Consider the following 17,627-nt stretch of genomic DNA (forward strand, 5'->3'; position numbering starts at 1 on the left):
TACCGGTCAGGTCTGTTTGGCAACTGTCATCCGGTCGATGAACAGACTGCCGCGGGTGACGATCTTCTCGCCCGGATGGAGCCCGTCCAGCACCTGGATCAGCCGTCCGTCCGATTGACCCAGCGTGATCTGACGCAATTCCACGCTTTGATCGTCGCCGACGATCCAGACATGCGCATTGCTTCCTTCATAGATGACCGACTCAAGAGGGATCGCCGGCATTGGCGCTCCCTCGCTGGCGACGATCGTGACGCTCGCAAACATCTCGGGCTTGAGCAGTCCATCCGCGTTATCGACGCTGGCGCGGACCAGAAGCCGCCGATTGTCGGGGTCGATCCCCGGCGCGACGTAGTCGATCCGCGTCTCGAACAAACGGTCAGGCTGCGCCATGACCTTGAACGTCAGGCGCTCGCCGATCTTCACCTTGGCGACATCGGTCTCGCGGACATAGGCCACGATCCAGACCTTCGATGTATCCCCGATCAAGAGCGCCGGATCGCTATCGCCTGCCCCCGCGCTGACATACTGCCCGATCCCGACCTTGCGATGCAGAACGGTGCCGGCCAGCGGCGCGTAGACCGGAGCGTCGGGCGTCAGCGCCCCCGTCTTCTCGAACGCATCGATTTCCTCATCGGCTTTCCCGACGAGCCGCAGCCGGTTGCGCGCGGCCTGGAGTGCAATTTCCGCTGAACGGGAGTCATTCTCCGCGGCGGTGAGATTGGTCTGGGCTTCCTGCCATTCTCTCTGCGACGCGGCCTTGTCCTTGGCCAGGCTCGACATCCTCCGCTCGACGATCTGCGCGAGGTTGACCTGGGAAACCGCCTTGTTCCGGGTCGTCAGGGCGACCACGAAATCCCTCTGGGCATCCAGGGAATCGGCCGCCGCGATCACGAAGAGAAGCTGGCCTTTTTGAACTTCATCACCGGACGCGACCATCAGTTGCGTTACCCGGCCCGCATAGGGCGCGAAGATGCGGGTCGACAGGTTCTGATCGATCGCGATCTTTCCCTCGGTACGGAACTCGGAGCGGAACGCGTGCTGCTCGACCGGCTGCACCGTCACGGTGCCCCATTGCGATGACGTCAACCGCAGCTTTCCGTCAGGCTGCTTGATTTCACTGTCCAGTGTCGGATTTCTGGCGGCGCTGCCGCGATCGATGTTCAGGACGACAACGGCCGTCCCGACAAGGACCAATGCGGTCGCAAGGCCGATGGCAATCCGCGGGATTTCCCGCACTCGCCGGAGTGACGCAAGACCACGCATGATCCCTTATCCATAATGCCTTGCCCCGCCAGTTGTCAGAACAAGCCTTCCCGTCAAAATCAATGATTCAAATGCTGGCCCAAGACCTTACCTGTCCGAGCGCCGGTTCCCCGGGGGTTGTTCCCCGGGCGAACGAGGGCTGCTTTATCCAGCGAACGGATACACTATAGAAGCTGCATCTTACGGCAGCCTTACAAACAGCGTTATGACGGCCCCTTACATATAGCTTTCAGCTTGAGCCCTTCCGCTTCTGATGTCATCAGAAGCAAGGCTCTATGGTATTGATCTGACGCTTTTTATTCACGCGGACCGGCATCCGCTTCGCTCGAAAACGCCATGGTTTTTCGCAAGACCGGAAATGCCGCCGGCGCCTGCTTCGCCGGCGGCAAGCCGGACCCCGAAAAGAGGGGCAAGAGAGTTGTCGCACCTATGAGAGTCTTGATCGTCGAGGACAGCGAAGAGCTGGCCGATCTTCTGGCAAAGGGACTGCGGGCGGCCGGATACCAGATCGATCTGCTCACCAACCTTGCCGACGCCACCAGCGCCCTGGGAACGACGCGCTATGCGGCACTGATCCTGGATCTCGGCCTGCCCGATGGCGACGGGCTTTCGATCCTGCGCGAACTGCGGCATCGCAAGGATCCCCTCCCCATTCTCGTCCTCACGGCGCGTGGCGGCGTGGAAGACCGGGTCAGCGGCCTGCGAAGCGGGGCGGACGACTATCTTGTCAAACCCTTTTCCTTTGACGAGCTGGTGGCGCGGCTCGAAGCGCTGCTCAGACGGCCGGGGCAATTGCTCGGCAGTTCATTGCGGCTTGCCAACGTGACTTTCGACAGCGAAGGCCGGCAGGCTTTTGTCGACATGAAGCCTCAGAACCTCTCCGCCCGGGAGATCGCGGTGCTTGAACTGCTTTTGCGCCGCAAGGGCAACGTCGTTTCCAAGAAACTTCTCGAAGATCAGATCTTCGGCCTGACCGGGGATGTCGCCTCGAACGCCGTCGAGGTTTATGTCCATCGCCTGCGCAAGCAGCTCCTGGACATTGGCGCGAAGGTCAAGATCAGCACCGTTCGCGGCGTCGGCTATATGATGATGGAGAGCGATTAGAGTATTTTCGTCTCTGACTGAATCAGAAGCGAAGCTCAGATTTATAAAGTTGCCAGTATCCCTTTGATTTCGAAGTTCGCATCAAAGGTTGCCGCAAGGGTATGCGAACTTCGGAATCGGGACGCTGGATGCCGCTGCGAAGATCGATCCTGTCGCGCATTGTCGTTCTTCATGTTGTCGCGATCATCGTCGCGGCGCTTGTATTGCGGTCCATCCTGCACTGGTCGCTGGCGTCGGACGTCGCCGAACTTCAACTGGACAAGATGGCGACCCAGATCGAGCTGTTTGCCCGCCATCTGAAACCTCCATCGGCCGGAGGATGGTCGCTGGACCTTCCTGACGGCACACGCGAGCAATATCTGGACGCCTATGGCCGCTATAGCTATGCGATCATCGACGACGCCGGCTCTGTGATCCTTGCATCGAGCCCCGACAAGACTCCCCTTTTCGCCATCGACTCCAACGCGAACGGCATCGTCCCGCACAACACGCGGACCGAGGGGGGAGCCAGAACGATCGCCGGCGCCAGCGCGCGCCGGGATATCGACGGCCATCCGGTCTGGATACAGGTCGCGGAAGATCTGTCGCATAGCGACGTCGTCGTCGACGATGTCCTGGCCAACTTCCTCCGTCGTGTCGTCTGGATCGTCGTGCCGGTCCTTCTTCTCCTGCTGGCCGCCGACATCGTCATTTTCCTGCTGGCGATCAGACCCCTGCACCGCGCGTCCGGCGGGGCGAGAGATATCAGTCCCACGCGTCTCGATGTCCGCCTGCCGACCGGCGACATGCCTTCCGAAATTCTGCCGCTCGTGGAAGCCGTCAATCAGGCTCTCGATCGGCTTGAGCATGGCTTTCTTGCGCAGCGCGAGTTTGCCGCCGACGCAGCGCATGAACTGCGCACGCCACTTGCCATCCTTCGCACGAGAATCGAGACGCTTCCCCCCAGCGATGAGATCCATGCTTTAGGGCGTGACGTCGAGAATATGAGCCGCGTTGTCAGCCAGTTGCTCGACGCGACGGAGCTTGAGACGGCTGTGGTCGATCCGGATGCGGTCGCGGACATTCACGCGGTTTGCGTGGAGGTCGCGGAATTCATCGCTCCACTGGCGCTGAAACAGGGGAAGAGCATCGAACTGATGTGCTCCGAGGAGTCCGTTCCCGTCAAAGGAAACGCGGAGATGATCCGGCGCGCGACGCGAAATCTCGTCGAGAACGCTCTTCATCACACGCCCCAGGGCACGACCATCCAGATCATCGTCAGCGCGGATGGCTCGATCAGCGTCATCGACAATGGCGATGGGGTGCCGGTGGCGGACCGCAAGCTGGTTTTCCAGCGGTTCTGGCGGAGGTCCCCGCGCACCGCCGGCGGAGCGGGCCTGGGATTATCGATCGTCGAGAAAATCATGGAAGCACACCAGGGAAGCGTCGCCGTCGACGATGCGCCTGGCCGCGGCGCCAGATTCACCATGCGCTTTCGGCGTGATGAGGGGACACCGTGATCGCAGTCCTAACGCGTTTTCTTCACCCGAACCGGTATCCATCCTCGGGTCAAGCCCGAGGACATGCTTCGCTCGAAAACGCTATAGGGCGTCGTGGTGGTGGCGGACGCAGTCGGATGCGAACGAGTCTCCAATGGCAATAACAGGGAATTTCTTGCAAATTGCAGATCAAAACAGGCTTCTGATCGGCTCATAGTCACGAGCCAACCGAAATTCTCCTGTGAATTCCGTTTGATGCGCTGTAGTCCAAGCACTTTCCTGTTATTCTGCATAACAGGCGTTAATTACGGGCAAACAGGCAATTTGAAAGCAGCATCAGGCATTTGAAAGCTCCGAACAGGCAGCGGTCCGGAGCGGAATCGCGCATAGCTTGAGCAGCGACACGCCTGTTGCGGTCAAACCTTGGAAAACCGAGCATGCTCCCATTGGTCACGTCTAGTGCTGGGTCCTCCTCGCCATGAACGATCCAGTCTCTGTCGCACCCTCGTCGCGGCTGGCCGTCGTTTACCGGCCAGTGAACGATCTCACTCCCGATCCCCGCAATGCCCGCACCCATCCGAAGCGCCAAATCGACCAGCTTCGGGCCTCCATCAAGGAATTCGGCTTCACCAATCCGATACTCATTGACCCCGAAGGCCACATCATCGCGGGCCATGGCCGACTTCAGGCAGCTCGCGCCATGGGGATTGCGGAGGTCCCGACGATCGCCCTGTCCGGCTTATCCGAGCCTCAGAAGCGCGCGCTACGAATCGCCGACAACAAGATCGCCCTCAATGCAGGCTGGGATCTGGAAATCCTGCAGCAGGAACTGGGCGAGCTCGCTTCGATCGATGTCGATATTGATCCCACACTGACCGGCTTCTCGACCGGCGAGATCGACGTTATCATCGCGTCCGCTCCCGATCCGGATGACGAGGTGATCCCTCCGGTTTTGGCGACGCCAAGAACCAAGCTGGGCGATATCTGGATTCTCGGCGAGCATCGGGTAGGATGCGGCGACAGCCGCGATGCCGAATTCTTGCAGCGGGTCATCGGCGACAGAAAGCGCGTCGATGCGGCTTTCCTCGATCCTCCCTACAATGTGCGGATCGGGGGACATGCAGTGTCCGCCGGGAGTCATCGCGAGTTCGCGATGGCTTCCGGCGAGATGAACGAAGCCGAGTTCCGGTCCTTCCTGGCTGATACGCTGGGCGCCGCCGCGTCTGTCTCACGCGACGGCGCGGTCCACTTCGTCTGCATGGACTGGCGGCACATGGACAGCGTCTCGGCGGTCGGCGCCACCGTCTATGGCGCGTGTCTAAACCTCTGCGTCTGGAACAAGTCCAATGCAGGGATGGGATCGCTTTACCGATCCAAGCATGAACTGGTTTTCGTCTATCGCGTGGGAATGGCCCCCCATCTCAATATGGTCGAACTCGGCAAACACGGCCGCAACCGCACCAATGTGTGGGATTACGCCTCGGTAAACTCCATGCGGGGCAGCCGACGGGAGGATCTTGCCCTCCATCCGACGGTCAAGCCGACAGGGCTTGTTGCCGACGCCCTCAAGGATGTCACGCGCCACGGCGATCTCGTGCTTGATCTTTTTCTCGGCTCTGGAACGACGCTCATCGCCGCCGAGCGAACCGGGCGGTGCTTTCGTGGGCTCGACATCGATCCGGCCTATGTCGATGTTGCGATCGAACGCTGGTCAGCGCGGACGGGCCTCGCGCCGCGTCTGGAGAAGCCTGCATCATGAACAAGAAGTCATCCTCCCGGAAATCTCCGAATCCCGGCTGGTTTCCGAAGGGGCGCAGCGGCAATCTCAAAGGTCGCCCAACCTCCTCTCGGTCAAAGGCCTCGGCGTTCGAGGTCTTGATAGAAAAGACCCTCACAGTAGACGGCCAAGGGGGCACCCGCGAGATCACCGTGGAGGAAGCACTTCAGCAGCGGACCTATCAGGATGCTCTGGCTGGCAAACGCATGGCCATGCGCGAGGTCGTGAAATGGATCATCAAGCGCGAGGCTTGGCTGGAAAAGAACGCGCCAAGGCCTTCCCGGCAGGTGATCTGGCGTGACACTGCGCACGACCCCGACAATGCGGATGCCGCCCTGCTGCTTCTCGAAATCGCCGCGCACAACCCCGAGCGCGCTGAGATTTGCGGCCGCGCACAGCTTCTCCTCGAGCCATGGGCTGTTCAGGCGGCGCTGCGCCGCAGGCGGGGTGGCCAACGCCTGACCGACAAGGAGTGTGACGAGATCCGACGCTGCACGCGCGATCCGAAGAGTCTGCGCTGGCCGCGGGGGACCGGCGAATGACGTCAGGCGATCCATCGGATGACACGGAGGAGAATTTTGTCGGGTATCGCCGACCGCCGCGGACCACGCGCTTTGCCAAAGGCAAGAGTGGCAATCCGGCAGGCCGTCCCCGCGGCCGCCACCGGGAAGCTCCCTATCAGAGCGTGCTAGGCCGAATGGTGACCATCCGGGAGGGTGGAACCACGCGCCGTGTCACGGCGGCCGAGGCGTTTCTGCTCCAGCTCGCAAAGCGCGGGGTCGAAGGCGACGGAGCCGCAGCCCGTGCATCGCTTTCCCTCATCGAGGAATCCAGGTTTCGGCAAGTTGCCGTCGCTCCTCTGCACATCAGCTGGAAAGGCGTGGATCCCGGGAGCGTCACCTCTGCATTGGAGCCGCTGCGAATGGCCAGGACACTCGATCCATACCGCTCGACCGCGCGGATCGTCCTGGAACCATGGCTCGTCGAGGCCGCGCTTGCCCGTCTCCCGCAGCCACTCAGTCCCGCCGATCAACAGGTCATCGTGAAGGCCACCCGCACCCCGCACAAGGTGCGATGGCCAGCATGGTGGAGCGAGCACCCGTAAATTCCAAATCGAGCTTTGCTAAGATCCATCCCTTTTGCGTCAACCTGTGTCGCGACCTGATACTTCATGTCCAGCGACTTGCAAAATCAAAATGACGTAATTCCCTTTTTCGGAGCGATTCAAGACAAGGAGCCCCGATGTGGAAGCCTGAACACCGTCTGACGGCCGAGCGGCGCAACCTTCGGTGTGGGTCCGGCTGCCAATGGAAGGCGATCACCGCCGATGAGCGGCAGGCGTGGTGCGCTAGACCGGTCAGGCGCGCTCAGAAAGGGAGCGATACTTTCGCACCGACCTAATGATCGCCACTACTACGGTCGTAACCTCAACATTGTCCCGACCTTGGAGAAGCGCGAGATGGTGATCTCGAAGACCCCGCCACAGCCCCCCGTTACGAGGATTCGCTCAAAGGTGTGCGATTGCTCCCTGCATTCGCGGGCGGAAAGTGGCACTGGCCACGGTCGTAAGCGAACAATTTAAGGTCCCCTCGATCATTCGATCGAGGGGACTAATTTGCCAGGAAGCGCCTTATCGAAAAGGCGCAAAGCCATTTCGTCCGATGATGCCTAATCGATGATCTGCACCACACGACGCGTCCGTGGATCGACTAGCACAGTTTGGTCGTTCACAACGGTGTAGCGATAATTCGGTGCACCGTACTCAGCGGGAACGTCATAGTAGGTGACCCCAGCTTTTGGCAGGACGGCCCCAACGCGAACCGACTCGCGGTAATGAAACGAAGGATGGTGCTGCTCGACCACATATTGCCGGAAGCGCGGACGCTGATCGATACCCAGTATGCCGGCTACCCCGCCAGTGACGGCTCCGACTGCCCCTCCAACCGCACCACCGATCGGTCCCGCCGCTCGTTCACCTTCGCGAGCGCCTCGTTCCATGCCTCCAACCACGCCTTGGGCTATGGCTGATGCGGGCAAAATCAAAGCGATAGATATCGCGGCGATTTTGAAAAAAGAACGGATCATCAATTCCTCCTATCATTGGGGCGGTAGAGCAACTCGGGCGATTAAAGGAAGCCGTGCCGCGCGGGGCTTTCTCCATCTAAGAGCGAATGGCCCTTGCACCCCCGATAAGAATGCAAGCTCCGATAAACCCGGCAACGAGATAGCCAAGCCATCCGCCGAACGAAACGCCGACCAAACCGAGCAAAGCGCTGGCAACGGCGGCGCCAACAATACCCAAAAGGATATTCATAAGGATTCCGGTGTCGCTCTTCATAAAATTAGAAGCGATCCACCCCGCTAACCCGCCAATTATAATGGCCGCGATCCACCCAATACTCGCGTCGTTCATTCTGTAATCTCCGCTTCGTCCTGTGTCATGTAGCAGCGCAATTCCAAGAACAGTTATTAATCATTTGGGTTCCATGCCGCGAAAGGGAGTGCCGTGCAGTGACGGTCAATGAGCGCAGATAGCGGATCGGGAATGTGCCCCGCGGTCCCGCTAAGGAACAATCGTCCCGGTGCTCTTGTTGTAAGTCCACCTATCCAAGAAGGAGAAAGCATCAACGACCCGAACGGTCAAATCGACATCCCCAGGAGGTTGCAGCCGATCTCACCCTTGAGAACCGTCTGCTTAAAGAAAGCCTGAACGGAGATGGGGAGGACGAAGCATGAGGTGCCATGCGTCCGAGAAAGCCGAGATCATCGAGTTGGTCGAGCAGTCGCACTTACCGGCCAAGCGCACGTTGGACAAGCTCGGCATCCCCCGCTCCACGTTTTATAGATGGTACGATCGCTACCGCGAGGGCGGCATTGAGGCACTGTCAGATCACCGCTCTCGACCGGATCGAGTCTGGAATCGCATCCCGGATCGGCCAGATCATCGACCTGGCGCTGGAGCTTGCGGAACTATCGCCGCGGGAGCTCGCCGTGCGGTTCACAGATGAGAGAAAGTACTTTGTCTCGCGGAGGCTTCGGTCTATCGACTGCTGAAGGCGCATGACCTCATCACCAGCCCGGCCTATGTGGTGATCAAAGCGGCGAACGAGTTCAAGGACAAGACCACCGCCATCACCCAGCTCTGGCAGACGGATTTTACCTACCTCAAGATCACCGGCTGGGGCTGGTACTATCTGTCGACCGTGCTTGACGACTTCTCGCGTTACATTGTGACCTGGAGGCTCGGTCCCATGATGTGTGCTTCAGACGTCACGGCCAGGCTCGATCAGGCACTGGCAGCTTCTGGTCTGGATCACGTCAACGTCAGACCGCGGCCCCGACTTCTAACCGACAACGGATCGAGTTACGTCGCGGACGATCTGGTAACGTGGCTCAAGGACTAGGTGAAGTCGGAGAGCCAGAGGACGTTCGGTCTCGACGCCTTGAACTGCCGGTTGACGTGATCCAGCGGGTATAGCGCAGCCTTGTCGCGGATCGTGGTCCTGACAGGTTCGCCGCGGATGACCCCGTGCAGGCCCATGCCTCGCATCAGTCGCGACACCGTGCAGCGGGCGACATTGAAGCCTTCACGCTTGAGCTGCCGCCTGACCTTGCGCACGCCATAGACCGAGAAGTTCTGATCAAACACGCGCCGACCCTCGACCTTCAGCGCCACATCCCGCCTGGCGCGCGCCGACAGCCTGGCGGGATCGCGCCGTTTGGCGACATGAGCATGGTAGGTCGAGGGGGCGATCGGCAAGACCTTGCAGATCGGCTCGACTCAATCCGTTCGCACGCAAGGGAAACAAATGGCAGGATAACGAGCGGAAGATGATCCAAGACATTCACACCAAACGTATCGACGATCCGACGGGCCTGTTGCAGCTTGTGCCATGCAGCCATCACGCTGAAGCGCTCTTCAAAGGGCCTCGCATAGGACTTCGACCCAAATTGAATGAACCAACGGCTCAAGATTTCAGATTGAAGCCCCTACGGATCGCCATCTGGCAAACGAACCAGCACAAGTTGGCAATGGAAGCGATAAGCGACACCTGAGATTTCATCAATGCATTTGGTACGGAAGGCAATTGTTGAGCGAATTCGGACTTCCCGAAGACCCTCCAGGTTCTCCCGCGGCCGTTGCACTCGATTGTACCTGCCCACAGGCAGAGAACAAGTTCGGTCGCGGTCGAACAAAGAACAGTAATTTGAACAAGATTTTGCTTCCGACCCGCGCTGTCCTGTCCTTTCACAATTCCGGTGAGAGTGGCGGTGCAAAATTATTCCACGGTAGCGGCGGGATTGTCCGGAAGCGCTCAGTTGATCCCCTTGTATCGGGTTAGAATCGAACGTGCGAAGAATCCTCCGGGTAGGACGGAGGTTTGGGATGGTGTTGGACGGCAAAAAGGGCGTCCATTTGGACGGCTCATTGATTGGGACAGTCAGCCGGCTTGAAGTGCTTGAGGGACCGACGGGGCGCCGCGTACGTTCGGAAGCTGAGCGGGCTCGGATCGTTGCCGAGAGTTTATTGCCTGGGGCCCAGGTGTCGGAGGTGGCGCGCAAGCATGGGGCGACGCGCTGGCAGATTTACGACTGGCGCCGACGTTTTCGACAGAGAGGCGCCTTGCCGTCGCGCGAATCTCCGGCAACGAGCTTCGCGCCGCTGGTTGTGGAAGAGCGGTTAGCAGGCTCTATCGCTATTACACCTCGATGGATCTGATCCGAAACCGGGCAACAGATGTCGCAGGGCCGCAGCGTCTTGCCGCCGGCATGGTCGAGGATGCCGTCATCGGCGAAATCCGCCGCATGATTGCGACGCCGGAAGTCCGCGCTCAGGTGCTTGCCGCCTTCAAATCCGACATGCCGGGCATTAACGACAAGGCGGTCATTGCTTCGCTCGGTGAGTTCGACAAGCTGTGGGCGTCGCTGTTTCCAGCCGAGCAGGCGCGAATCGTCCAGCTTCTGGTAGCTCGCGTCACGGTCGGCGTGGGCGGTATCGCCATCGATCTGCGTAATGAGGGCATCGGCTCGCTGGCACGACAGATGATGGCACCGCAGATGAAAAAGGACGCAGCATGACGGACAACACCATCCGCGTGGTCATCCCACTCACCATTCGCAAGAAGAATGGTCGCCCGAAAATCCTGCCGCCTGCCGATATACAGTCTGCCGGCGCACGGGCGCAGGATCCGCATGTGTTGCGCGCCATCGCCCGCGCCTGGAACTGGCGGCGCAAGCTCGAGCGTGGCGAGGTATCGACCATCCATGATATCGCTATGGCCGAAAGGGTAACCGACTAGTATGTTGGACGGATGATGCGGCTTGCGTATCTATCGCCTAACGTCCTGGAAAGGCTGGTCATTCATCGCCAGCCACCAGCGCTGGCGCTCAACGATCTGATGGCCGTTCCCGATCTGCCGTGGACGCAGCAGATGGAGAGGGTGTTCGGCTCTGATTCGGAATCGTCTGCCACCCATTGACCGATAAGGCGCTTCCGGCAACTCTCACAGAACCACAACAGCGGCTTGATTGCTGTATGGGAGCTGAAAGATAGAGGGGACGCCGTGGCTTCGAAGCCGAAGTTGTCAGTAGCGGACGAAGATCACATTCGGCAATTGCTCGAGAAATACGTCTGCCCCGTGCAATACCATGAGGTGCGCACCCGCTTCCTGGGTAACATCGCCACGCCAGCGCTATCCACCTCGCCATTGCAACTTGTCAAAGACCTATGGGGCGGCGAGCTGCCCGAATTTGAGTGTATGGACGACGTCAATGAGTTGATCGGCACCCTGGTCAACGGGTTGTGGAATTCGCTGACACGACATCAGAAGCGCAACGATCCGTTCCGTCTGACCCGCATGGCGCCGGGATCAACGCGCCAGGACATTGCTGACCTCGCACTGCTCCGTCGTCAGGAACTTGATGGCTTCGTTGAGGGCTTGTTCGACGGTCAGGACAGAATCGATCTGCCTGAGAAAGCCAATGCGGCACTCGGAAACCTTGGTGAAATCCGCGCGATGATGGCTGGCATTTATGAACTGACCAAGAATAAGGCCAAGCCCGCCGACAGAAGTAACCTTGACCAGACGATCAGACATATCCGTGAGCTGACATTGATCATGGAAAAAGAGATCAATATCGTCGTTCTTGATTGCGCCCGCGCGCGTCGGCGGATGATGAAGAACGCAGATCGATTCCCGCCGACGACATTACATTGACGCTGTTCCGCGGCGACCGCATTAATTTCGTGCCCGGCGCCACCCCGCCGCCTGCGCCTCGTCCTCGCTACAGAACCACCGCTCGCCCTTGGTCTCGGTGATCCGGGTTCTGTCGTAATCGTGCTGGCCCGGCATGTGATAGATGCGAGTGCCGTTACGGCTGATGTTGCCCTTGATCCGGCAGCCGGTTATTGGACTCACGGACGCTAGTGGTTTCGGCAAGAGACGCTGCTGTGCATCGATCGGGACCGATAACGCACCGAGTATCTCTGTCTGCGGACCGCGATGGCGCCAGTCCCATGGCGCAATGAATGCACCAGACCACAGTCCAGCCTGCCGGGAACGAGCGGTCTGTTCCTGGTTGGCATAGATGTTCGAGTAGCGCCTGAAAGCGAGCGCCCAGCCGCTGGCCACCATTGCGGCGTTGATGTCCATCTGGCCGGCAGAGCAGGTCATGATGTGTCGGCCATAGAGGTCGATCTCGTCGCCGCTGCAGATAATTGCGCGGCCGTGGATCAACCCGGTCAGTGCATCACGCGCGGCAATGCCGCAGGCGTAATTTTCGCCAGTCTTGTTGATACAAGTCTGGTCCGTCTCCGGCGCGTCGATACCATTCAGCCGGATCCTCGCGCCCTCCACCGTAATCGTATCTCCATCGGAAATCCTCGCCATGCCTGTTATTGTCGTTGCTGCCGGCGCAGTCGTCGGGCCTGCAAGCAGCGTTGTAATGACAGTCAGGGAAGCAAGGGCGGAGCGAATAACCATGGGCGTATTGTCCGCTGTTTCAGGATGGATTGAAAGACGGCGGCAATTGAGACGTTTATTCCAGGATAATGCACGTCAATTGATCGAGCGCGACCCCGCTAAAACCTATTACGATGCACAGAGGGCCGCTGCCCGAGCCCGCTTTTCCGGCGATCGCCAGGCTTTCCTTCATTGGGGCAAAGGTGGCGGCGGTGACTGCAAGGAGCCTTCGAGCATGTCGATGACCGACCCTCATGATCGTATTGGCATAGCTGCTCTGATCTGAAGTTGACATGAACCAGGCACACCAGGATCAGGGACGAGAGCTTCTCGCAGGTCTTGTCGAGCGGGTCACGTTCCACAATTCCGAGAACGGCTTCTGCGTCTTGCGCGTCAAGGCGCGGGGGCTGCGTGATCTCGTAACGACGGTCGGTCACGCGGCAACGATCTCGGCGGGTGAATGGATCACTGCTTCGGGCGTCTGGATCAACGACCGCACCCACGGACTGCAGTTCAAGGCTCATTTTCTCAAGACCTCGGCGCCCTCCAGCATCGAAGGCATCGAGAAGTATCTGGGCTCCGGCATGATCCGCGGCATCGGAGCGGTCTATGCGAAACGCCTCGTCAAGCAGTTCGGCAAAGACGTGTTCGACATTATCGAAGAAACCCCGGAACGCCTGCGAGAGGTGGAAGGGATCGGGCCGATCCGGGCAGCCCGGATCATCTCGGGCTGGGCTGACCAGAAGGTCATTCGGGAGATCATGGTCTTCCTGCACCAGCATGGTGTGGGCACGGCGCGCGCGGTGCGGATCTTCAAGACCTACGGCACCGACGCCGTGCAGGTGATGAGCGAGAACCCCTATCGGCTGGCCAGGGATATCCGGGGCATTGGCTTTCGCACCGCCGATCTCATTGCGGAAAAGCTTGGCATCGAGAAGACCGCCATGATCCGTGTGCGTGCCGGGATTTCTTTTGCGCTAACCGAGGCGATGAATGACGGCCATTGCGGACTGCCACGAGGCGACCTGACGGGGCTTGCCGGGAAATTGCTGGAAGTCCCGATCGATCTCATCGATGCCGCCATACGGCTCGAGCTCGAAGAAGGGACCGTCACAGCGGACCGTGTTGGCGATACCGAATGCCTGTTCCTGACCGGCCTCTACCTGGCGGAACGCGCCATCGCGGAGCATCTGGCGCGGCTGGGTGGCGGGGCGCGGCCATGGCCCGAGATCGATGCCGATCGTGCCCTGCCGTGGATCGAACAGAAGACCGGCCTCACACTTGCCGCCAGCCAAGCCGAAGCGATCCGGCTGGCGCTGCGCTCGAAGGTTCTGGTCATCACCGGCGGTCCCGGTGTCGGCAAGACTACCATCGTCAATTCGATCCTGCGCATCCTGGCAGCGAAGGACACAAAGCTTCTGCTCTGCGCGCCGACCGGCCGCGCCGCCAAGCGCATGACCGAGGCGACCGGTCGGGAAGCCCGGACCATCCACCGCCTGCTCGAGTTCGGTCCCAAGACCTTCGGATTCAAACGTACCGACGATAATCCGCTCGACTGCGATTTGCTCGTCATCGACGAAAGCTCGATGGTCGACGTCTCGTTGATGCAGTCGCTCCTGAAGGCGGTGCCTAGTTCAGCAGCCCTGCTGATCGTGGGTGATATCGATCAATTGCCGTCGGTCGGACCGGGACAGGTTCTCGCCGACATCATCGGCTCTGGCGTCATTCCGGTCGTACGGCTGACGGAGGTGTTCCGCCAGGCCGCGCAAAGCCGGATTATCACCAGCGCCCACCAGATCAACGAGGGGCGCCTGCCGGACCTTCTGCCTCCTGACGGAGAATCAGACTTCTATTTCGTGCCGGCTGCGGACCCCGAACAGGCCGTGCCGCGCATCGTCGAGCTGGTGCGCCATCGGATCCCGCGCCGCTTCGGCTTCGATCCAATCAGGGACATTCAGGTCCTGTGTCCGATGAACCGCGGCGGTGTTGGTGCCCGTTCGCTCAATATTGAACTCCAGGCTGCTCTCAACCCGGCGGGCGAAAACAAGGTCGAGCGGTTCGGCTGGACCTTTGCACCGGGCGACAAGGTGATGCAGATTGAGAACGACTACGATAAGGAAGTCTACAACGGCGACATCGGCATGATCACGGCCGTCGACCCGGATGAGGGCGAAGTCGCCATCGATTTCGACGGCCGCACCGTCAGCTTCGACTTCGGCGAGCTCGACACCGTCGTGCCGGCCTACGCGGCGACGATCCACAAGGCGCAGGGCTCGGAATATCCGGCCGTCGTCATTCCGATCATGACGCAGCACTACGCCATGCTTCAGCGCAATCTCCTCTATACCGGCGTCACGCGCGGCAAGAAGCTGGTGGTGCTGGTCGGGCAGAAGAAGGCCGTCGCCATCGCGGTGAAGAACGTCTCAGGTCGGCGGCGCTGGTCGAAGTTGGGCGAGTGGTTGATGGCGGGCCAACATCATGAAGATCGTCGACTTTCATCGAATGCTTCGCAGTGATCTTGTCCGTGGGCTTTTCGCTGCACCACGCGCCAAAACGCCCACCTGGGGTGTCTCTGTTTAGGCTGGCTGGTGGCGGCTCCCATCACAACTCGGGCGCAGTCTGAAAACTGCAAGTTATTGAAACAACGCCATCTTTTTTAACCAAACCAAATCGGTCGAGGTTTGGTCGATCTGAGACGAGAGCCATTCTGAGACCGGAAAACGGCATTCCGGCAGTCTCCGAAGTTTGGTCGCTCCTGATAAACTCCTTTGAAACCAAAAGGAATTTGGACGCTCAGAGCAGCATTTAGGGGGTTCGCAATTTGATAGTGGCGGAGGGAACGGGACTGGGATCCAACCTTCTCCATGCCAAAGCTCTATAAACCTGCTCGCCTTGGCACCTTCCTGCTGTAGGCCTCTCGCGCAATGCGCCGGGTCGAATTGGTATGAGCAGATGTCTTTGGCGCGGGCTTCGTTCCGCCCCCGCGAATGGGATCCCTCAACAAGCGCAGGCCGTTTAGCACCACCAGAACCGTTCCCCCTTCGTGACCGATCACGGCGAGCGGGAGAGAGAGTTCGAAGAACAGCCCTCCGGTTACCAGAATTGCCATTGCTCCCATGGCGAACACCAGGTTCTGCCGGATGACCCTTGCGGTGCGACGGGCCAACTGGTGCGCATCCGCGAGCCGCCCCATGTCCTCCGACAGGAGCGCCACATCGGCCGCCTGCAGCGCTACGTCTGAGCCTGCGGCACCCATGGCGATCCCGACATCAGCGCGGGCCAGCGCGGCCGCGTCGTTGACGCCATCTCCGACGAAGGCGACCTTGCCTCTGGCTACGCGATCGCCGACCATCCGGACCTTGTCCTCCGGAAGCATGTCGGCGTGGATCTCGTCGGGCTTCAACCCAAGCTCCTGGCCTATCCGCAGGGCAACCGGACGGCGGTCGCCCGTCATCATGACGATTTCGCTGACCCCACCTTCACGCAGCGCGGCAAGAGCTGGCGCGGACGTCTTGCGAGCCTGATCGGCGATGGTGACGGCTCCCATCACGCGCGAATCCCGCCCCATGTAGATGACCGTTTGCGTGTCGGCGGCCAGCGCCTTCAGCATCGGGTGGTCGATAGATGCGCCCATCTGGACGGCAAGACGCGGATTGCCGGCCCATAATTGCCCTTCACCGTCATCGCCCACGATGCCGGCACTCGGCCGCGTGATCACGTTCATCACTCTGACCGGGTCAATGCCTCGGTTGGCAGCTTCCTGCCGAATGGCCGCCGCGCTGTGGTGTTCGGAATGCGCCTCGAGCCCCGCAAGCGACGATAGGAAGAGTCGCTCATCACCGTCGAGCGCCACAACTCTGGTTAGCGACGCTTTGCCGGTTGTCAGTGTTCCGGTCTTGTCGAAAGCAAAAATGTCGACTGCCGCCAGTGTCTCGAGTGCCGCCCCGCCCTTGAACAACACACCGCCCCGCGCTGCCGCCGATAGCGCCGACAGGATCGCAGCGGGCACGGAAATGACGATCGCGCACGGGCTCGCGGCCACCAGCAACGTCGCGGATCGATAGAGCGCTTCCTCCCAGTCGCGCCCCAACCAATAAAAGGCCGCGAAGGCCAAGATTGCTCCGGCCATCACCGCAACTGTGTAACGCTGCCCGAACCAGGCGCTAAAGCGTTCGGATGGTGCCTTGGCCGCCTGCGCCTCCGTCACGAGCGCGATCATACGTGCTACGGTACTTTCTTCGACCGACCTCGTCACGGTCACCTCAAGCACACCGTCGAGATTGACCGTCGCCTCGAAGACCTGTGCACCGGGCTCCTTGGCGACCGGCATCGACTCGCCGGTGATGTTTGCTTCATCGAGCGAGCCGCGGCCGCCGACAATCACACCGTCCGCTGGAACGCGCGCGCCCGGCCGCAGCACCACGACATCATCCACACTGAGATCGGCGGCAGGTACTTCGGATACCGTTCCGTCCGAGCCACGCCTTAACGCTGTCTCGGGACGCAGCTCCATCAACGCCTCGATGGCGCGGCGCGCGCGGCCGAGCGCCCGTTCCTCCAGCGTGGTCGAAATACTGAAAAGCGTCAGCAGAACCGCACCCTCGAAGGGTGCGCCGACTGCCGCCGCGGCGACGGCAGCGACCACCATCAGAAGGTCGATGTCGAGAACTCGCTCTTCCCACAAGGTGACGGCGGCCCGCCATGCGGCCGGGAGTCCTCCAGACAAATAAACCAGCGACAGACCTGTGACCGAGAAAAAAGCGGCGACGTTGCCTTGAAGAGGCCATAGCGCGAGCGTGGCCAGGAGCATCCCCAGGACGGTGAGGGCCGTCAGTATCATCGCGCGATCAAGATTAAATAGTTTGCTCACTTCGTCTCCTGGTCAGCCGCACACTGGAATTGCGCGGCAGGTCAAAGCATCGCTACGCGGGTGCCGTGCGCCCAGCGACAACGGGTAATCGTCGGTGAGCTGACGACGACCTCCGTCGACGGCGTTGGTAAAAATTAGCTACTCTTCGGCCGTTTTGCGGTGGAAGTGTTGGT

Annotated in this window: 18 protein-coding genes and 2 pseudogenes; 14 read left to right on the forward strand and 6 right to left on the reverse strand. The window is 60.3% G+C overall.

Annotated features, from left to right (window positions below):
- Window positions 1-6 precede the first annotated feature (6 nt).
- On the reverse strand, window positions 7-1,263 hold the full coding sequence (locus ACMYR2_RS16970; protein ID WP_347262928.1) for an efflux RND transporter periplasmic adaptor subunit: 1,257 nt from the start codon (window positions 1,261-1,263) through the stop codon (window positions 7-9).
- Between the two features lie 429 nt (window positions 1,264-1,692).
- Here ACMYR2_RS16970 and ACMYR2_RS16975 point away from each other — a divergent pair, with 429 nt between their 5' ends.
- The 5 genes from ACMYR2_RS16975 to ACMYR2_RS16995 all read left to right on the forward strand — a co-directional run bounded on the left by ACMYR2_RS16975 (window position 1,693) and on the right by ACMYR2_RS16995 (window position 6,727).
- Window positions 1,693-2,367 carry a response regulator transcription factor gene (locus ACMYR2_RS16975; RefSeq protein ID WP_416194122.1) on the forward strand — a complete coding sequence of 225 codons (675 nt, stop codon included), beginning with the start codon at window positions 1,693-1,695 and terminating at the stop codon, window positions 2,365-2,367.
- 128 nt (window positions 2,368-2,495) lie between these two features.
- A complete protein-coding gene (locus tag ACMYR2_RS16980) occupies window positions 2,496-3,866 on the forward strand; it encodes a sensor histidine kinase (RefSeq protein WP_416193332.1) in 1,371 nt (456 codons plus the stop codon).
- 457 nt (window positions 3,867-4,323) lie between these two features.
- Window positions 4,324-5,604 carry a DNA methyltransferase gene (locus tag ACMYR2_RS16985; RefSeq protein WP_347265456.1) on the forward strand — a complete coding sequence of 427 codons (1,281 nt, stop codon included), beginning with the start codon at window positions 4,324-4,326 and terminating at the stop codon, window positions 5,602-5,604.
- A complete protein-coding gene (locus tag ACMYR2_RS16990; RefSeq protein WP_347265455.1) occupies window positions 5,601-6,164 on the forward strand; it encodes a DUF5681 domain-containing protein in 564 nt (187 codons plus the stop codon). Before ACMYR2_RS16985 ends, ACMYR2_RS16990 begins: the two co-directional genes overlap by 4 nt.
- On the forward strand, window positions 6,161-6,727 hold the full coding sequence (locus ACMYR2_RS16995; RefSeq protein WP_416193066.1) for a DUF5681 domain-containing protein: 567 nt from the start codon (window positions 6,161-6,163) through the stop codon (window positions 6,725-6,727). Before ACMYR2_RS16990 ends, ACMYR2_RS16995 begins: the two co-directional genes overlap by 4 nt.
- Before the next feature lie 563 nt (window positions 6,728-7,290).
- Here the strand turns inward: ACMYR2_RS16995 and ACMYR2_RS17000 are convergent.
- Window positions 7,291-7,707, reverse strand: a complete 417-nt coding sequence (locus tag ACMYR2_RS17000; protein ID WP_040674109.1) for a DUF1236 domain-containing protein — start codon at window positions 7,705-7,707, stop codon at window positions 7,291-7,293.
- A gap of 76 nt (window positions 7,708-7,783) precedes the next feature.
- Window positions 7,784-8,035: a GlsB/YeaQ/YmgE family stress response membrane protein gene (locus ACMYR2_RS17005; RefSeq protein WP_009797639.1), complete on the reverse strand. Its 252-nt coding sequence runs from the start codon at window positions 8,033-8,035 to the stop codon at window positions 7,784-7,786.
- Window positions 8,036-8,277: 242 nt separating this feature from the next.
- Here ACMYR2_RS17005 and ACMYR2_RS17010 point away from each other — a divergent pair.
- Window positions 8,278-9,017: pseudogene (locus ACMYR2_RS17010) on the forward strand (DDE-type integrase/transposase/recombinase); the annotation flags it as partial.
- Window positions 9,018-9,025: 8 nt separating this feature from the next.
- On the opposite strand, the pseudogene ACMYR2_RS17015 reads toward ACMYR2_RS17010, so the two are convergent.
- Window positions 9,026-9,403: pseudogene (locus tag ACMYR2_RS17015) on the reverse strand (IS3 family transposase); the annotation flags it as partial.
- A 50-nt stretch (window positions 9,404-9,453) separates the two neighbouring features.
- On the opposite strand from ACMYR2_RS17015, the gene ACMYR2_RS17020 reads away from it, so the two are divergent.
- The 6 genes from ACMYR2_RS17020 (at window position 9,454) to ACMYR2_RS17045 (ending at window position 11,840) form a co-directional block, all read left to right on the forward strand.
- Window positions 9,454-9,678 carry a hypothetical protein gene (locus ACMYR2_RS17020; protein ID WP_297534788.1) on the forward strand — a complete coding sequence of 75 codons (225 nt, stop codon included), beginning with the start codon at window positions 9,454-9,456 and terminating at the stop codon, window positions 9,676-9,678.
- A gap of 331 nt (window positions 9,679-10,009) precedes the next feature.
- Complete coding sequence (locus ACMYR2_RS17025) at window positions 10,010-10,342, forward strand: transposase (protein ID WP_009800286.1); 333 nt, start codon at window positions 10,010-10,012, stop codon at window positions 10,340-10,342.
- 50 nt (window positions 10,343-10,392) lie between these two features.
- The gene (locus ACMYR2_RS17030; RefSeq protein ID WP_416193333.1) at window positions 10,393-10,701 is read left to right on the forward strand and encodes a hypothetical protein; all 309 of its coding nucleotides are present in this window, start codon (window positions 10,393-10,395) and stop codon (window positions 10,699-10,701) included.
- Window positions 10,698-10,922 (forward strand): hypothetical protein, encoded by a 225-nt coding sequence (locus tag ACMYR2_RS17035; RefSeq protein WP_416193334.1) that lies wholly within the window; start codon window positions 10,698-10,700, stop codon window positions 10,920-10,922. The genes ACMYR2_RS17030 and ACMYR2_RS17035 overlap by 4 nt, the downstream gene beginning before the upstream one ends.
- Before the next feature lie 12 nt (window positions 10,923-10,934).
- A complete protein-coding gene (locus tag ACMYR2_RS17040; protein ID WP_416193335.1) occupies window positions 10,935-11,102 on the forward strand; it encodes a hypothetical protein in 168 nt (55 codons plus the stop codon).
- Between the two features lie 84 nt (window positions 11,103-11,186).
- Complete coding sequence (locus ACMYR2_RS17045; protein WP_297534793.1) at window positions 11,187-11,840, forward strand: hypothetical protein; 654 nt, start codon at window positions 11,187-11,189, stop codon at window positions 11,838-11,840.
- Window positions 11,841-11,861: 21 nt separating this feature from the next.
- On the opposite strand, the gene ACMYR2_RS17050 is transcribed toward ACMYR2_RS17045, so the two are convergent.
- Entirely contained in the window at window positions 11,862-12,605 is a 744-nt protein-coding gene (locus tag ACMYR2_RS17050; protein ID WP_040676077.1) for a thermonuclease family protein, read from the reverse strand.
- On the opposite strand from ACMYR2_RS17050, the gene ACMYR2_RS17055 reads away from it, so the two are divergent.
- Window positions 12,604-12,870, forward strand: a complete 267-nt coding sequence (locus ACMYR2_RS17055) for a hypothetical protein (RefSeq protein ID WP_131522941.1) — start codon at window positions 12,604-12,606, stop codon at window positions 12,868-12,870. The genes ACMYR2_RS17050 and ACMYR2_RS17055 overlap by 2 nt on opposite strands.
- A gap of 7 nt (window positions 12,871-12,877) precedes the next feature.
- Window positions 12,878-15,100 (forward strand): ATP-dependent RecD-like DNA helicase, encoded by a 2,223-nt coding sequence (locus tag ACMYR2_RS17060; protein ID WP_297534796.1) that lies wholly within the window; start codon window positions 12,878-12,880, stop codon window positions 15,098-15,100.
- 359 nt (window positions 15,101-15,459) lie between these two features.
- Here the strand turns inward: ACMYR2_RS17060 and ACMYR2_RS17065 are convergent, their stop codons facing one another.
- A complete protein-coding gene (locus ACMYR2_RS17065; RefSeq protein WP_416194123.1) occupies window positions 15,460-17,424 on the reverse strand; it encodes a heavy metal translocating P-type ATPase in 1,965 nt (654 codons plus the stop codon).
- Window positions 17,425-17,627 lie beyond the last annotated feature (203 nt).

The sequence above is a fragment of the Nitrobacter sp. TKz-YC01 genome (assembly GCF_047824785.1).
GTDB lineage: Bacteria > Pseudomonadota > Alphaproteobacteria > Rhizobiales > Xanthobacteraceae > Nitrobacter.

Bases quoted from the DNA above. Each gene is read 5' to 3' on its own strand.
- ACMYR2_RS16985 (WP_347265456.1), top strand. From the start codon at position 4,324: ATGAACGATCCAGTCTCTGTCGCACCCTCGTCGCGGCTGGCCGTCGTT.
- ACMYR2_RS17005 (WP_009797639.1), bottom strand. From the start codon at position 8,035: ATGAACGACGCGAGTATTGGGTGGATCGCGGCCATTATAATTGGCGGG.
- ACMYR2_RS16980 (WP_416193332.1), top strand. From the start codon at position 2,496: ATGCCGCTGCGAAGATCGATCCTGTCGCGCATTGTCGTTCTTCATGTT.
- ACMYR2_RS16995 (WP_416193066.1), top strand. From the start codon at position 6,161: ATGACGTCAGGCGATCCATCGGATGACACGGAGGAGAATTTTGTCGGG.
- ACMYR2_RS17060 (WP_297534796.1), top strand. From the start codon at position 12,878: ATGAACCAGGCACACCAGGATCAGGGACGAGAGCTTCTCGCAGGTCTT.
- ACMYR2_RS16975 (WP_416194122.1), top strand. From the start codon at position 1,693: ATGAGAGTCTTGATCGTCGAGGACAGCGAAGAGCTGGCCGATCTTCTG.
- ACMYR2_RS17025 (WP_009800286.1), top strand. From the start codon at position 10,010: ATGGTGTTGGACGGCAAAAAGGGCGTCCATTTGGACGGCTCATTGATT.
- ACMYR2_RS16970 (WP_347262928.1), bottom strand. From the start codon at position 1,263: ATGCGTGGTCTTGCGTCACTCCGGCGAGTGCGGGAAATCCCGCGGATT.
- ACMYR2_RS17020 (WP_297534788.1), top strand. From the start codon at position 9,454: ATGATCCAAGACATTCACACCAAACGTATCGACGATCCGACGGGCCTG.
- ACMYR2_RS17050 (WP_040676077.1), bottom strand. From the start codon at position 12,605: ATGGTTATTCGCTCCGCCCTTGCTTCCCTGACTGTCATTACAACGCTG.
- ACMYR2_RS17040 (WP_416193335.1), top strand. From the start codon at position 10,935: ATGATGCGGCTTGCGTATCTATCGCCTAACGTCCTGGAAAGGCTGGTC.
- ACMYR2_RS17030 (WP_416193333.1), top strand. From the start codon at position 10,393: ATGGTCGAGGATGCCGTCATCGGCGAAATCCGCCGCATGATTGCGACG.
- ACMYR2_RS16990 (WP_347265455.1), top strand. From the start codon at position 5,601: ATGAACAAGAAGTCATCCTCCCGGAAATCTCCGAATCCCGGCTGGTTT.
- ACMYR2_RS17065 (WP_416194123.1), bottom strand. From the start codon at position 17,424: ATGATACTGACGGCCCTCACCGTCCTGGGGATGCTCCTGGCCACGCTC.
- ACMYR2_RS17055 (WP_131522941.1), top strand. From the start codon at position 12,604: ATGGGCGTATTGTCCGCTGTTTCAGGATGGATTGAAAGACGGCGGCAA.
- ACMYR2_RS17035 (WP_416193334.1), top strand. From the start codon at position 10,698: ATGACGGACAACACCATCCGCGTGGTCATCCCACTCACCATTCGCAAG.
- ACMYR2_RS17000 (WP_040674109.1), bottom strand. From the start codon at position 7,707: ATGATCCGTTCTTTTTTCAAAATCGCCGCGATATCTATCGCTTTGATT.